The 15,313-nt window shown below is 41.3% G+C and carries 12 protein-coding genes and 1 pseudogene; 12 read left to right on the top strand and 1 reads right to left on the bottom strand.

Annotated elements, in window-relative coordinates:
• The first annotated feature begins 188 nt into the window (after window positions 1-188).
• The 11 genes and pseudogenes from AWT60_RS16090 (at window position 189) to AWT60_RS16140 (ending at window position 13,753) form a co-directional block, all read left to right on the top strand.
• A complete protein-coding gene (locus tag AWT60_RS16090; RefSeq protein ID WP_218677473.1) occupies window positions 189-1,445 on the top strand; it encodes an ABC transporter substrate-binding protein in 1,257 nt (418 codons plus the stop codon).
• A gap of 30 nt (window positions 1,446-1,475) precedes the next feature.
• Window positions 1,476-2,408, top strand: a complete 933-nt coding sequence (locus AWT60_RS16095; protein ID WP_202738983.1) for a carbohydrate ABC transporter permease — start codon at window positions 1,476-1,478, stop codon at window positions 2,406-2,408.
• A complete protein-coding gene (locus AWT60_RS16100) occupies window positions 2,408-3,238 on the top strand; it encodes a carbohydrate ABC transporter permease (protein WP_041109313.1) in 831 nt (276 codons plus the stop codon). Before AWT60_RS16095 ends, AWT60_RS16100 begins: the two co-directional genes overlap by 1 nt.
• Window positions 3,239-3,268: 30 nt before the next feature.
• Complete coding sequence (gene melA, locus AWT60_RS16105; protein WP_202738984.1) at window positions 3,269-4,609, top strand: alpha-glucosidase/alpha-galactosidase; 1,341 nt, start codon at window positions 3,269-3,271, stop codon at window positions 4,607-4,609.
• A gap of 290 nt (window positions 4,610-4,899) precedes the next feature.
• Window positions 4,900-5,793, top strand: coding sequence for a myo-inosose-2 dehydratase (gene iolE / locus AWT60_RS16110; RefSeq protein ID WP_218677474.1), 894 nt, complete (start codon window positions 4,900-4,902; stop codon window positions 5,791-5,793).
• Between the two features lie 49 nt (window positions 5,794-5,842).
• Window positions 5,843-7,303, top strand: a complete 1,461-nt coding sequence (locus tag AWT60_RS16115; RefSeq protein ID WP_218677475.1) for a CoA-acylating methylmalonate-semialdehyde dehydrogenase — start codon at window positions 5,843-5,845, stop codon at window positions 7,301-7,303.
• A 65-nt stretch (window positions 7,304-7,368) separates the two neighbouring features.
• Window positions 7,369-8,403, top strand: a pseudogene (gene iolG, locus AWT60_RS16120) (bifunctional inositol 2-dehydrogenase/D-chiro-inositol 1-dehydrogenase).
• A 253-nt stretch (window positions 8,404-8,656) separates the two neighbouring features.
• Window positions 8,657-10,198, top strand: coding sequence for a glycoside hydrolase family 43 protein (locus tag AWT60_RS16125; RefSeq protein ID WP_218677476.1), 1,542 nt, complete (start codon window positions 8,657-8,659; stop codon window positions 10,196-10,198).
• 35 nt (window positions 10,199-10,233) lie between these two features.
• Complete coding sequence (gene xynC, locus AWT60_RS16130; RefSeq protein WP_041085186.1) at window positions 10,234-11,499, top strand: glucuronoarabinoxylan endo-1,4-beta-xylanase XynC; 1,266 nt, start codon at window positions 10,234-10,236, stop codon at window positions 11,497-11,499.
• Window positions 11,500-11,639: 140 nt separating this feature from the next.
• Window positions 11,640-12,347, top strand: coding sequence for a response regulator transcription factor (locus AWT60_RS16135; RefSeq protein ID WP_047203160.1), 708 nt, complete (start codon window positions 11,640-11,642; stop codon window positions 12,345-12,347).
• Window positions 12,348-12,349: 2 nt separating this feature from the next.
• The gene (locus tag AWT60_RS16140; RefSeq protein ID WP_218677477.1) at window positions 12,350-13,753 is read left to right on the top strand and encodes a sensor histidine kinase; all 1,404 of its coding nucleotides are present in this window, start codon (window positions 12,350-12,352) and stop codon (window positions 13,751-13,753) included.
• A 56-nt stretch (window positions 13,754-13,809) separates the two neighbouring features.
• Here AWT60_RS16140 and AWT60_RS16145 read toward each other — a convergent pair whose 3' ends face one another.
• On the bottom strand, window positions 13,810-14,118 hold the full coding sequence (locus AWT60_RS16145; protein WP_041085183.1) for a magnetosome magnetite crystal formation protein family: 309 nt from the start codon (window positions 14,116-14,118) through the stop codon (window positions 13,810-13,812).
• Window positions 14,119-14,461: 343 nt separating this feature from the next.
• Between AWT60_RS16145 and AWT60_RS16150 the strand changes: the two genes are divergently transcribed.
• Window positions 14,462-15,304 (top strand): PRD domain-containing protein, encoded by an 843-nt coding sequence (locus tag AWT60_RS16150; RefSeq protein WP_041085182.1) that lies wholly within the window; start codon window positions 14,462-14,464, stop codon window positions 15,302-15,304.
• Window positions 15,305-15,313 lie beyond the last annotated feature (9 nt).

The following is a 15,313-nucleotide window of genomic DNA, read 5'->3' on the forward strand; positions in this document are numbered from 1 at the left end:
AAAAAAGCAGAAAGCAAGCTGCATAGCATGATGGCCAGATCATGCTGAACACAAGGCAGCCTGCCGGTATGCTCTCTTATCTCTTTGAAAAGAATAGAATTCCAGTATAATGGACTTCCTTTGTTTCCGCAACTGCATGAATTCTACCGATTATCGTCTGAATTTTCAGTGATTAAAAGGAGGAAACCATGAATAAAAAAATCATGCTGCTGACTGCAGCCATGTTCTTGACCATGATTTTGTCTGCTTGCGGTAATAACAGCTCACCTGAAGCAAATGGAAAGGTCACCTTGACGCTATTTTCAACGATGAGCAACAGCGGGGAAAGAAAAGCGTTTGAAGAAGTCATTCGTGAGTTTGAGAAGGAGCATGAGCAGATTCGAATCGATGCTAATTTCCCAGGCAACAGCTATGAAGATATGATCCGCGTCAAAATGGGAGCAAACGATATGCCAGACCTGTTTGATACACATGGCTGGGCCAAACTGCGCTATAGCGAGTATGTGGCTGATTTAAAAGAGATGGATTGGGTCAAACAGCTTGATCCTTCACTCGACCAGATTTTAAAAGACCAAGATGGGAAAGTGTACGCTTATCCGCTGAATCAAGCAAAAGACGGGCTTAGCTTTAATGCCAATCTATTAAAAGAATATGGCATAGAAGTCCCTAAAACACTTGATGAATTAAAATCTGCTTTGCTGACAGTGAAAGAAAAGAGCAAAGGAGAGGTTGTGCCGCTCTGGATACCAGGAGGAGATAACTCAAATATTGCCCAGGTCTTTGATGAGCTGGCGACGCCTTTATTAATCACCGATCAAAAGCATCAATATGGAAAGGAACTTGAAAACGGATCATTTGATTGGTCTCTCTATACACCGCTTGCACAATTCATGAAAGATCTGAAGGATCAAGACCTTTTAAACAAGGATGTCCTGACAGCGAAACTCTCTCAAGCGCCTGAACTCATGGCACAAAACAAAATCGCCTTCACCTTTGTCGGTGGATCTTTAGGACCTGAAGCAACAGAACTGAATTCATCGATCAAAGTAGGTACGATGCCTGTTCCAGCCATTCATGAAGGAGATGAACAAAGCTGGATTGGCGGAGAACGTTTTACTGTTGCTGCTTGGAAAGACTCTAAGCATCTAAAAGTAGCAAAACTATTCATCGATTTTTTAGCAAAACCTGAAAACGCAAAAAAAATCGCAGAGGGCACATCCTCTGAAACAGCTCTAAAACAAGTGAAAGCGAAAAACTATTACTCTACATTTTACGATCAATACGAACAGGTGAAGATTGAACCGTATTTCGATCGAAAATACTTACCAAGCGGAATGTGGGCAGTCATGGCAACAACGGGTCAAGAATTATTAGCAGGCTCCATCACACCAGAACAGTTATCAAAGAAAATGGAAGAGGAATATAAGCGTCTGAAAAAACAATAGCTGATGGATGCTGAAACAGGAGTGAAGCCAATGAATGACATCACAAAAGCAAAGCAGCCAGCCGCATTCACCTCTTTACCAAAACAAAAGATACAAAAACGCCAGAATTCCTCACTTTGGTGGATGTACATGCCAGCTGTTCTCGTCGTCAGTACCTTTATCATTTATCCTTTTTTGAACGGCATTCTGCTTTCTTTTACAAATTGGAACGGTTTCTCACAAACTTATCAATGGATTGGTCTTGAGCAATATGAGCGGCTGCTTCAGGATCAAGCGACATGGCTTGTTGTCAAAAACACGCTTCTCTATGGAATTGGGAGCACTGTCTTACAAAATATCATCGGACTTGGATATGCTCTTTTATTAAATCAAAGCTTAAAGATGAAAGCCATCACAAGAACGGTCATCTATTTACCTGTCATGATCAGCCCGATTGCGATGGGCTATATTTGGTATTTTGTGTTTGCTTACCAAGGCGGTGCCTTAAATGATGTGGTGACACTTTTTGGATTTGATCAAATAAATGCGCTCGGCAACCCGCAATTTAACACATGGATCATTGTGCTTGTCAACACATATCAATTCGTCGGGATTGCCATGATCATTTATTTAGCAGGACTTCAAAGTATTCCTAAGGATTATTATGAAGCGGCGCAATTAGACGGCGCATCGAGCTTCCAGCAATTCAGGCGGATTACATTGCCGCTGCTTATGCCGTCGATCACCATTAATGTTGTGCTGAATGTCATTGGCGGGCTCAAGCTCTTTGATGTCATTGTGGCACTCACGGGCGGCGGACCTGGAGATTCCTCGCAATCTATGTCGACTTTTATGTATGATCTGTATTTCAAACGTCAGGATGCAGGCTATGCAGCGACGCAAGGGGTGTTCATGGCGGTCATCATCCTTGTCATTAGTGTCGCAGCGCTGATTTATTTCAAACGAAAGGAGACCGAGGTGTGATGGATAACGCCTATAAACGCAAGAAAAGATGGTACTCCGTCCTCGCACTATTGATCACATTGTTGCACCTCATTCCATTTTATATTTTGGTGACGACATCATTAAAGGGGATAGGAGATTTCAGTTCAAAATGGCTGTTTCCAAAAGCGCTGCATCTTGAAAACTTCCGCACAGCATGGACAGAGGCTCAGCTTGGCCAGTCCTTTTTGAATACAGTGATCATTACGTTCAGTTCCGCTGTATTGCTCATTATCTTTGGATCTCTTGCAGCCTATCCGCTTGCAAGAAGGAACACAAGGCTGAATAAAGCGGTCTATGTTTTATTTATTGCCATTATGGTCATTCCACCACTCACAGCCCTTGTCCCGCTCTATAAAATGGTCGTTCAAATCGGGATGATGAATACCTATCAAATTGCTATTTTAAATAATGTCGCTGCTTTTTTGCCGCTGACAATTTTCTTATATGCAGGCTTTATCCGGTCGACAATTCCAAAGGAGCTTGAAGAAGCTGCCCGTATTGATGGAGCAGGGACACTCAGAGTTTTTTTCACTGTCGTTTTTCCGCTTCTGAAGCCCATTACCGCTTCTGTATTAATCATTGCCTGCGTGTATATTTGGAACGACTATCAATTTGCTATCTTCTTTTTGCAAGATAAAGAGATGCATACACTCACAGTCGCCTTATCCCATTTTTTTGGTCAAAATCAGCATCAGCTTCAGCTCGTTGGGGCAGCTGCACTCATTGCGATGCTGCCAATGGTCACGATGTTTTTACTTTTGCAAAAATATTTTATCGCAGGGCTTTCACAAGGCTCTGTTAAAGGCTAGCCCAATATGGATGTAAAAAGGAGAGTGTCTATGTCTAAAATTACATTTATCGGTGCAGGGAGTACCGTGTTTGCTAAAAATATATTAGGAGATTGTCTGTTTGTTCCCGCCCTTGCAGGCTTTGAATTTGCATTATATGATATCGACCACAACCGGCTGAAAGAATCAGAAACAATGCTCTCGCATTTAAAAGCAAATTACGGTGCAAATGTGACCATACAGTCCTATCACAACCGCAAAGAAGCCTTAAAGGATGCAAAATATGTCATCAATGCCATCCAAGTTGGAGGCTATCAGCCAAGTACTGTCATTGATTTTGAAATACCTAAAAAATACGGATTAAGACAAACGATTGCGGATACGGTAGGGATCGGCGGCATCTTCCGCTCCCTTCGAACAATCCCTGTCATGCTTGACTTTGCAAAGGATATGGAAGAGGTTTGCCCAAATGCTTTATTGTTAAATTACACGAACCCAATGGCCACACTGACTGGGGCGATGCTGCGCTATACTCAGGTTCAAACGATTGGTCTCTGTCATAGTGTGCAGGTGTGTACAAAGGACCTATTTGAATCTCTTGAAATGGATCATGAAGGCATTGAAGAAAAAATCGCAGGCATTAACCATATGGCATGGTTATTAGAGGTGAAACGGGATGGTAAAGACTTGTATCCAGAAATCAAAAGACGAGCAAAAGAAAAACAGCAATCGCGGCATCATGATATGGTTCGTTTTGAACTGATGGATAAATTCGGCTACTATGTCACAGAATCCTCAGAACACAATGCCGAATACCATCCATATTTCATCAAATCAAGGTACCCAGAACTAATCGGTCAGTTTAACATTCCGCTCGATGAATACCCGAGACGCTGCGAGGAACAAATCAACAATTGGAATACAATGAAGCATGAACTTGTGGGAAACACACAGATCACACATACCCGGTCAAAAGAATATGGTTCCCGGATCATTGAAGCGATCGAAACGAACGTTCCTTTTAAATTTGGCGGAAATGTTCTGAACACTGGCAGGCTCATTGACAACCTGCCTGAAAAAGCCTGTGTAGAAGTACCGTGTGTGGCAGATCGAAGCGGCATCATGCCTTGCTATGTTGGAGAAATACCTGAACAATTGGCTGGACTCAATCGAACGAATATCAGCTCACAGCTGATGACAATTGAAGCAGCAATCAGCGGTAAAAAAGAACACATTTATCAAGCGGCTTTACTGGATCCACACACTAGCGCTGAACTATCAATTGATGACATCGTGAATCTTTGCGACGACCTCATTGAAGCGCATGGGGATATACTGCCAGCCTACAAAGGGACTACACAGTATAGCGCTTCATCACCGTCATCAAATTAATCATGCCAATCAATCTTTTTTAAAAAAATAGTAGTGGGTGAAAATCCGGAGAATCTATAATAAATGAACAAGGAAAAAAGACCTGATGTGCAACTGCCATCAGGTTTTTTTATATAAAATCACAAATAAATGAAAAAATTCAGAAAAATAATTGACCGAAAGCGCTTTTAATATTATGATTACCTCAAAATTAACCACAAGTTACCCAATTAATAATCACAATATCGGTTAACTGATGATCAAGTTAGATGGAAATAATGATAATGAACAAAAGGAAGGTGACAAACAACGTGTCTAAAGAAGAAATTTCATGGGGCATCGCGCCTATTGGATGGAGGAACGATGACATTCCAGCACTTGGCGCTGAAAACACACTATCTCATTTATTAAGTGATATTTGTGTCGCTGGTTTTGAAGGAACTGAAGCAGGTGGTTTCTTTCCAGAACCAGCAGTCTTGAATAAAGAACTAAAACTTCGCAATTTAAAAATAGCTGGAAAATGGTTTAGCAGTTACATGATACGAGATGGTTTAGCGGCTTCAATACAAGCATTCAAAAAGCATTGTCAGTACTTGCAAGACATTCATGCTAGTGTAGCTGTAGTCTCAGAGCAAACGTATTCTATTCAAAAAGAAAACATCAACATCTATCAGCATCAGCCATCTTTCACAGATGAAGAATGGGAGCTGCTTTTAGAAGGGCTCAATGAATTAGGTCAAATAGCAAACAGTTACCATCTCAAACTAGCCTATCATCATCATCTTGGAACAGGGGTACAAACCTTATCAGATGTCACACGTCTTTTAGCTGGAACAGACCCTCGGTATGTTCACCTTCTATATGATACTGGACATATTTACGTATCAGATGGCGATTATTTATCTTTGCTCAAGCTGCATATCGATCGTATCCAGCACGTTCACTTTAAAGATGTGAGAAAAGAAGTGATGGAAAGCTGTCGTCAAGAAGAATTGTCTTTTTCTGAATCTTTCTTAAATGGACTGTTTACAGTACCTGGGGATGGCTGTATCGATTTTAATGAAGTATACCGTTTGTTAATCAGTCATGGCTATAAAGGGTGGATCGTCATTGAAGCTGAACAGAATCCTGCGATTGCTCATCCTTTAGAATATGCATTAAAGGCTCGTCAGTATATTGATGAGAATTTGGCTGTTCATTCTTAAATTGAACAGAACAAAAGTCAACAAATTTAATCGAAGAGGAGAGAATACCATGGCTAAAACAACTGTCAAAACATTAAAAAATTATATTGGAGGAGAATGGGTAAATGCTGAAACAAGTCAAACTGAACCCGTTTATAATCCAGCAACAGGGAAAATCATTGCAGAAGTTCCCCTATCAACAAAAGGAGATGTAGAACGAGCAGTTCAAGCAGCAAAAGAAGCGTTTTCCAGCTGGTCTAAAACCCCTGTACCAAGACGTGCACGTATTCTCTTTAAATATCAGCAATTATTAGTCGAAAAATGGGAAGAATTAGCCGAACTGGTTACGCTCGAAAATGGAAAAAGCTTAACTGAAGCACGCGGAGAAGTACAGCGAGGCATTGAATGCGTCGAATTCGCAGCCGGTGCCCCAACTTTAATGATGGGAAAACAGCTGCCAGATATTGCGACTGGACTTGAATCAGGCATGTACCGCTATCCTATTGGCGTCATTGGCGGCATTACGCCATTTAACTTTCCAATGATGGTTCCTTGCTGGATGTTCCCGCTTGCCATTGCCTGCGGAAATACGTTTGTCTTAAAACCTTCAGAACGTACGCCTGTTCTTGCGGCACGGTTAGCAGAGCTATTTGAAGAAGCGGGTCTTCCAAAAGGTGTTCTTAACATAGTCAATGGGGCTCACGATGTCGTTAACGGCCTGCTTGAACATCAAAAGGTCAAAGCTATTTCATTTGTCGGCTCTCAGCCAGTCGCAGAATATGTCTATAAAAAAGGAACAGAGCATGGCAAACGTGTCCAAGCACTTGCAGGGGCTAAAAATCACTCCATTGTCCTAAAAGACGCAGATATAGATGCAGCCGTCAAACAAATTGTTGGTGCTGCCTTTGGCTCTGCTGGAGAAAGATGTATGGCTGCAGCTGTTGTCACAGTAGAAGAAGATATCGCTGACGAGCTCATTCAAAAATTAATCGCTGAATCCAATCAGATGGTCATTGGAAATGGTATGAATGAAGATGTTTTCCTCGGCCCGGTCATTCGGGAAAGTCACAAAGAACGAACGCTTCAATATATTCAATCAGGTATTGAAGAAGGAGCGAGTCTCATTCGTGATGGCCGCAAAGATCGTGAAACAGAGGGAGAAGGATACTTTATCGGACCGACTATTTTTGATCATGTAACAAAAGAAATGAAAATTTGGCAGGACGAAATTTTCGCTCCCGTTTTATCCATTGTTCGCGTTTCATCGCTTGCTGATGCTATTGAAATGGCCAATGAGTCTAAATTTGCAAATGGTGCCTGCCTTTACACTGATAGTGCATCAAGTGTGAGGGAATTCCGCGAGAATATTGATGCAGGCATGTTAGGTATTAATGTCGGTGTTCCAGCACCAATGGCATTTTTCCCATTCTCAGGTTGGAAAGATTCATTCTATGGCGACCTGCACGCAAATGGCACGGACGGTGTTGAATTTTATACTAGAAAGAAAATGGTCACCGCTCGTTATATGTAATACAACATACTCCTATCAACTTCAAAACAGCTGTGCGAAAAAGCACAAATACAGGAGGTAACAAGATGGAATTAAAGATTGGTGTTATTGGTATAGGTGCCATTGGTCAAGATCATATGAAGCGAATTACAAATACGCTGTCTAAAGGAAGAGTGGTGGCTGTTACTGATGTGAACAGACAGCAGGCAAAAGCCATCGTAGATGCATTCAGCCTTGATGCACGTATTTATGAGGATGGCCATCAACTCATTCAATCAAATGAGGTAGATGCCGTTATCGTCACATCATGGGGGCCGACACATGAAGAATATGTGTTAGCTGCTATTGAAGCTAATAAACCTGTTTTTTGTGAAAAACCACTTGCAACCACAGCAGAAGGCTGAATTCGTATAGTCGAGGCTGAAATGAAGAAAGGGAAATTACTCGTACAGGTTGGATATATGCGCCGGTACGATTCGGGATATCGCGCTTTAAAACAAGTACTGGATGAAGGACAAGTAGGTGAACCATTAATAATTCATGCTGCACATAGAAACCAAACCGTCCCTGACACATATACAGGAGATATGTCAATTGTCGATACATTCATTCATGAAATCGATGTCCACCGCTGGTTACTAAATGATGAATACGTATCCGTACAAGTCATTGCACCTAAAAAAACGCAGCAAGCTGCTGAGCACTTACAAGATCCTTTAATAGTGATTATGAAAACGCAACAAGGAACCATCATCAATGGCGAAATATTCGTTCATTGTCAGTACGGCTATGACATTCAGTGTCAAATTGTCGGTGAAAAAGGGATTGCAAGTCTGCCTGATCCTGCCAGTGTCGTTTTGCATAGTCAGGCAACACGATCTACAAATATCTTAACAGACTGGCAGCATCGATTTAAAGCAGCCTATGACGAAGAATTGCAGGATTGGATCAATTCCTCCTTAAAAGGAGAAGTAAATGGACCTACTGCTTGGGATGGATATGTAGCTGCCGTAACAGCAGATGCTTGTCTTAAAGCAAAGGCAACTGGTGAGACAACACCAATCCATCTCCAAGAACGTCCAGCCTTTTATCATCAATCATTTGTCCCTGAAAAAGTATAATCAATTCAAAAGAAGAGGCTGCTGAAAGCAGTCTCTTTTTCATTCCAAAAAAGAAAAAATGCAGCTCCATCATGGGAGACTGCATTTTTTGTTGTCTTCTAGTCAAAAAGTAAGGGTTTTCATCGTGATTCCAGCAAGGATTTGCACTAGAAATCATTCTTTCTATTCATTCTTCATCAGTACCTATCAACATATTTTGAAATTGGGCCTAAACCCCAATATTAGGAAGATGAAAACAGGAGGAAATGAAACGATGAGGACGAGGATGAAGTGCGGCGTTGGTTTATTGATTTTTGCTTTGGTACTGAGTTGTTTACCGGTATATGATGCGAGTGCGGCAAGCACAACAATTGCAAAACGTGTAGGAAATGCAAACCCGCTCATAGACCACCACTTGGGCGCTGATCCGTTTGCGCTCACCTATAACGGAAGAGTGTACATTTATATGTCGAGTGATGACTATGAATATCACAGCAACGGAACGATTAAGGATAATTCTTTTGCCAATTTGAATAGGGTCTTCGTCATCTCTTCAGCAGATATGGTGAATTGGACAGATCATGGCGCGATTCCAGTAGCCGGTGCAAATGGAGCAAATGGCGGCAAAGGGATCGCTAAATGGGCAGGTGCTTCCTGGGCTCCATCAGCGGCAGTGAAAAAAATCAATGGGAAAGATAAATTTTTCCTTTATTTCGCGAACAGCGGCGGAGGGATTGGTGTTCTGACAGCAGACTCCCCAATCGGCCCATGGACAGATCCTATCGGAAAAGCGCTCGTCACGCCAAATACACCAGGAATGTCTGGGGTTGTATGGCTGTTTGATCCAGCCGTTTTTGTAGATGATGACGGCACTGGGTATTTATATGCCGGTGGAGGTGTACCAGGCGGTTCTAATCCAACGCAGGGACAATGGGCCAATCCGAAAACAGCAAGAGTCTTAAAACTAGGGCCTGATATGACAAGTGTTGTGGGCAGCGCCTCGACCATTGATGCTCCTTTTATGTTTGAAGACTCAGGGATGCATAAGTATAACGGAACCTATTACTATTCCTATTGCATCAACTTTGGCGGCTCCCACCCAGCAGATAAACCACCTGGTGAGATCGGTTATATGACGAGCTCAAGTCCGATGGGTCCCTTTACGTATAGAGGGCACTTCCTGAAAAATCCGGGTGCATTTTTCGGTGGAGGCGGTAACAACCATCATGCTGTGTTCAATTTTAAAAACGAGTGGTATGTCGTGTATCATACCCAAACGGTCAGCTCTGCCTTATACGGGGCAGGAAAAGGCTACAGATCTCCACATATAAATAAGCTTGTGCATAATGCTGACGGCTCTCTTCGAGAGGTTGCAGCCAATTTTGAAGGGGTCAAACAGCTTTCCAACCTGAATCCTTATCAGCGGGTAGAAGCTGAAACATTCGCATGGAATGGACGCATTTTGACAGAGGCCTCTTCAGCTCCAGGCGGACCGGTCAATAACCAGCATGTCACAAACATTCAAAACGGAGATTGGGTGGCTGCCAGTAACGTCGATTTCGGATCAAACGGTGCGAGAACATTTAAAGCGAATGTAGCATCAAATGCAGGCGGGAAAATAGAAGTACGCCTCGGAAGTCCTGACGGCAGACTCGTCGGAACACTGAATGTCCCTTCCACAGGGGGAACAAATAACTGGCGAGAAGTAGAAACGGCAGTAAACGGAGCAGCAGGCGTGCACAACGTATTTTTTGTCTTTACTGGAACAGGTGCAAACCTATTCCAATTTGATTCATGGCAGTTTACTCAAAGGTAACTAGGAAAGACAAGATGATAGGAGAGTGGACGAATTTGATGTCAATGATCAAAAAACCAATCTGTACTTTATTGATCTGCTTCACTATGCTGTCTGTCATGTTCATCGGACCTGGCGTCACTGAGGTTTCAGCAGCAGATGCCAATATTAATATCAATGCGGAAAGACAAGTGATTCGCGGCTTTGGTGGAATGAACCATCCGGCTTGGATTGGTGATTTGACCGCACCTCAAAGGGAAACCGCCTTTGGCAATGGACAGAATCAATTAGGATTTTCCATTCTAAGAATTTTTGTAGATGAGAACAGAAATAATTGGCACAGAGAGGTCGCCACTGCCAAAAGAGCAATAGAGCATGGAGCTTTGGTGATCGCTTCACCTTGGAATCCTCCAAGCAATATGGTAGAGACATTCAACCGGAATGGTACATCTGCAAAGCGGCTGAGATACAATCAATACGCCGCATATGCTCAGCATCTGAACGATTTTGTGACGTATATGAAAAATAATGGCGTCAATCTCTATGCTATATCTGTACAAAATGAGCCCGATTATGCACACGAATGGACATGGTGGACTCCTCAGGAAATCCTGCGTTTCATGAGAGAAAATGCTGGCTCCATTAATGCCCGCGTGATCGCGCCAGAATCCTTTCAATACCTTAAAAATATATCAGATCCTATCTTAAACGATCCGCAGGCGCTTGGAAACATGGACATTCTCGGAGCCCATTTGTACGGAACCCAAATCAGCCAGCTTCCATATCCTCTTTTCAAACAAAAAGGAGGGGGAAAGGAGCTTTGGATGACAGAGGTCTACTACCCGAATAGCGATAACAATTCAGCGGACCGCTGGCCTGAAGCATTAGGAGTTTCAGAGCATATTCACCATTCGATGGTAGAAGGGGACTTTCAGGCATATGTTTGGTGGTACATCCGCAGATCCTACGGTCCTATGAAAGAAGATGGCCTGATCAGCAAACGCGGTTATAACATGGCGCATTTCTCCAAGTTTGTACGCCCAGGATACGTCAGAATTGATGCAACAAAAAGTCCTGAACCGAATGTTTTCGTATCAGCCTATAAAGGAAACAATCAGGTCGTCATTGTCGCGATTAACAAAAACAATACAGGAGTCAATCAGCACTTTGTGATGCAAAATGGAACTGCTTCACAAGCGTCAAGATGGATCACAAGCAGCAACAGCAACCTTCAGCCTGGTACAGACTTAAATATATCAGGTAATCAATTTTGGGCTCATCTCCCGGCTCAAAGTGTGACAACATTTGTGGTCAAACGCTAGAATGAATTGAATCACCAAAAGCCAATTTTCTCATTTCAAAAGAAAATTGGCTTTTTTTATGCAAATAGGAAGTTGATTTTTTCACTTTGTACTTACATTGGGTATAATAATGGCAATGACTTCAGGAGAGTGATCAATGTATGCCAAAGCTTCAAAGCAAAGTATTAATGATCGATGACGAAAAAGAAATCTTGGAATTAATTAACACTGTATTAACAAGAGAAGGCATTGATCGCGTCATAACTGCTTCAACTGCCCGTGATGGGCTTGCAAAATTTCATCAAGAACAACCCGACCTTGTCATACTTGATATTATGCTGCCAGACGGTGAAGGCTATGATATTTGCAGACAAATCAGAGAGACCTCCCATGTTCCGATTATCTTTTTATCAGCAAAGGGAGAAGAATCAGACAAAATTGTAGGACTTGCCATCGGCGGGGATGACTATATTACAAAACCGTTTAGCCCAAAGGAAGTCGCCTACAGGGTGAAAGCGCAGCTGAGACGGATCTCATACTTGCAGTCAACTCAAGCCGATCCAGTGATCAAAAAAGGGCCGTTTGAGTTAAACGAGCAGCAAGCAGAACTGACTAAAAATGGTGCGGTCATTGAGCTCACACCAAAAGAGCTTCTGCTGATGACCTACTTCTTGCAGCATCCGAACCGCGTCATCAGTAAAGAAACGCTTTATCAAACCGTTTGGGGGGAAGACTTCTTCGGTTCTGACAATACGGTGATGGTTCACATCCGAAGACTTCGGGAAAAAATAGAGGATTCCCCGTCAACACCAGAGTTTCTCGTCACCGTCAAAGGGCTTGGTTATAAATTTGTTGTAAAGGATGCGTAAAGATGAAATGGCGATTAACAGGCAGGTATATGGTCTCTGTCATTATCGTGACCATTATCACAGTCTTTATCAACTTATTCGGATTTATGATTTGGCTCGTACTTCAGGCAAACAGCCAGCATAACGAGGAAAATACGCCCGAAACCTTCACAAGATCATTTGAACAATATGTCTCTTTTTCTGATCAAGGAATTTCCGTAAACAAAGAAGGGCAGAAAGCCTTAAAACAACAGAATGCATGGATTCAAATTTTAGACGAAAATGGCCAAGATGTGTATCATGCACGGGCACCTAAAGGATTAAAGAACAAATATACACCGATAGAAATCGTGAACTTACATAAATATAAAGATAAGCAATTATTATCGACCATTTATGCTGGCGGAAAAAAAGTAAAAGGCAAAGAATACAGCTACTTTATCGGATTTAAAGACCCTTCCATCGGAAAATACCTATTCTCGTTTGACACGAAGGACTTAGTAACAAGATTCAATATCGGGACGATGATTTTATTATCAATTGATGCCATCATAGCGTTACTCATTGGTTACTTATTCAGCCGGCAGCTCACAAAACCGCTCGGCCGTGCCATTCATAGCATCCAGCGGCTGGCAAACGGAGATTACACGACAAATCTGCCTGCTAAAGGAATTTATAAAGATGTCTTCTATAATGTCAATCACTTATCAGAGCAGCTCGCTTCAAGCAAAAAAGAAAAAGACAAACTAGAGCAAATGCGGGAAGAATGGATCAGCCATATTTCACATGATATCAAAACGCCGCTAGCTTCTATTCAAGGCTATGCAGAAATCATGAAAGATCCAAAGTATCCTCTTTCAAAGCAAGACATTAGACATTACGCGGGCATCATTGAGAATAAATCATTGTATATCAAAGATGTCATGGAGGATCTAAATTTAACGACAAGGCTGAAAAATAACGGCGTCATGCTCAATAAAGAGCTGGTCAACATTGTGTCACTGCTGAGGGAAACGTTAATCGATATTTTAAACGATTCAAGATATGCCGATCAGACGATTGAGCTTCAAACGAATGAAGACAAGCTCATGCTGAATATTGATAAAATCCTCATTCGAAGAGCGGTCACCAATCTGATTTTAAATGCCCTCGTTCACAATGATCCTGATGTGACGATCATTGTACAGCTTGAACAAAAAGAAAAAACCCTTATTACGATTAAAGACAACGGCAGAGGAATAGAAGAGGCAGAGCTGGAAAAAGTGTTTGACCGCTATTACAGAGGGACGAATACAGAAGTTTCGCATGCAGGCTCTGGTCTTGGGATGGCCATTGCAAAGGATATTATCGTCAAGCACGACGGGGATATCACAATCCGCAGCAGTGTAGGGAAAGGAACAACAATTGATATCCAACTACCAGCATGAAAACATACAAAAAAACGGTTCTGATCAACAACAGAACCGTTTTTTTCATCTATTATTTATTCTGAAAACACTTTGATGCCTTTCACAATGTTCCAAATGAAGAAGTAGATAGCAACAAGGAATGTTACTGCATATGTCGCAATTAAGAAAGGCCCCGCATGGCTGATATCTTTCATACCAAGTAAACCTGAACCAAGGATGCCAATACCAAAAATCAAATAAGGAATAATATGCGTCCATAATGATTTTTTCGCATGATATTTCACGTCGTCCTGACCTAAGAAATAGACGATAATTGGGAACAAAAATGGTGCGAAAAAGATACTGAAGTAACATAATGAAGACAAGACTTTATTTCCTTTCACAACGTTTCACCTCTATGATTTATTAACTACAAACCCATTGTACTACCTGAACCTTAACCTGTATTAATCCGAACCTTACAGCAACCTTAAACTTATTTACCTTTTAAAATAATTTATAAGCGACATACTATAATATAGGTATTTAAATCTATTTTACCGAAAAAAATAGTTGACTTTGGTTTATCCTGTGTTTACAATAAAGTCGTAACCGATGCAGGAGTGTTACTGATATCATCAGGCACCACCAAGTCAGGTAAACATGTTGTACATTTGTACGTTGTTTGCTGAGATTTTGGTGTTTTTTTATGCTTTTTTTAGCAGTTTTAGGTAAGGTGGGATGAAGATGTTCACCGTCGTTAAAGTTTTAAACAATAATATCGTATTAGCTCTAACAGACACTCAAAATGAAGTAGTTGTTTTTGGTACCGGAATAGGCTTTAAGAAGAAAAAAGGTGATACTCTTGATGAGAGCGCTGTCAGTAAGACATTTTATTCTGATCAGACATCTCCATTAGAATCTCAACTTGCCGCTATCCCAACAGATATTCTTTTATTAACTGAAAAAATCATTCATATGGGCGAAGAGATGTTGAATAAAAAATTAGGTTCCAGCATGCTGTTTTCGCTATCTGATCATCTTACCTTTTCTATTCAAAGGCATCAAGAAAAAATGGAATATGAGAACCCGATCGTATGGGAAATTCCACATCTATATTTTCAAGAATATCAAATTGGGAAAAAAGCACTTAAAATTATTCAAAAAATGATGGGGATTACTTTTGAAGATACAGAAGCTTCACTCATTGCCCTTCATTTTGTAAACGCTCAAATAGATGGTCAGTCTATGGGAGATACGATCAAAATGACCCATCTCACGAAAGAAATCGTTAAGATTATTCAAAACATTTTCGAGATGGTATTAGATAAATCATCGATAGATTATTCGAGGTTTATCACTCATTTGAGATATTTTATTGTCAGACAAGAAACAAATCAACCGCCTCAGCAGATGGATGATTCATTAAAAGAATTAATTCAGGATCGTTATATGAAGAGCTATGCATGCGGTTTGATTATTAAAGAAATGTTAAAACGTGAATTTAATTGGAATGTCACAGAAGACGAACTTGTTTTTCTAGTCATTCATATTGAAAGAATCACAAAGAAACATCAACAGAATACTTGATTTCTTTTA

It is taken from the genome of Bacillus sp. F2HM, assembly GCF_019266135.1.
Classification (GTDB): Bacteria; Bacillota; Bacilli; order Bacillales; family Bacillaceae; genus Bacillus; species Bacillus safensis.

Coding starts and splice junctions, on each gene's coding strand:
- AWT60_RS16090 (WP_218677473.1), top strand. CDS start 189: ATGAATAAAAAAATCATGCTGCTGACTGCAGCCATGTTCTTGACCATG.
- AWT60_RS16095 (WP_202738983.1), top strand. CDS start 1,476: ATGAATGACATCACAAAAGCAAAGCAGCCAGCCGCATTCACCTCTTTA.
- AWT60_RS16100 (WP_041109313.1), top strand. CDS start 2,408: ATGGATAACGCCTATAAACGCAAGAAAAGATGGTACTCCGTCCTCGCA.
- melA (WP_202738984.1), top strand. CDS start 3,269: ATGTCTAAAATTACATTTATCGGTGCAGGGAGTACCGTGTTTGCTAAA.
- AWT60_RS16115 (WP_218677475.1), top strand. CDS start 5,843: ATGGCTAAAACAACTGTCAAAACATTAAAAAATTATATTGGAGGAGAA.
- AWT60_RS16125 (WP_218677476.1), top strand. CDS start 8,657: ATGAGGACGAGGATGAAGTGCGGCGTTGGTTTATTGATTTTTGCTTTG.
- AWT60_RS16135 (WP_047203160.1), top strand. CDS start 11,640: ATGCCAAAGCTTCAAAGCAAAGTATTAATGATCGATGACGAAAAAGAA.
- AWT60_RS16140 (WP_218677477.1), top strand. CDS start 12,350: ATGAAATGGCGATTAACAGGCAGGTATATGGTCTCTGTCATTATCGTG.
- AWT60_RS16150 (WP_041085182.1), top strand. CDS start 14,462: ATGTTCACCGTCGTTAAAGTTTTAAACAATAATATCGTATTAGCTCTA.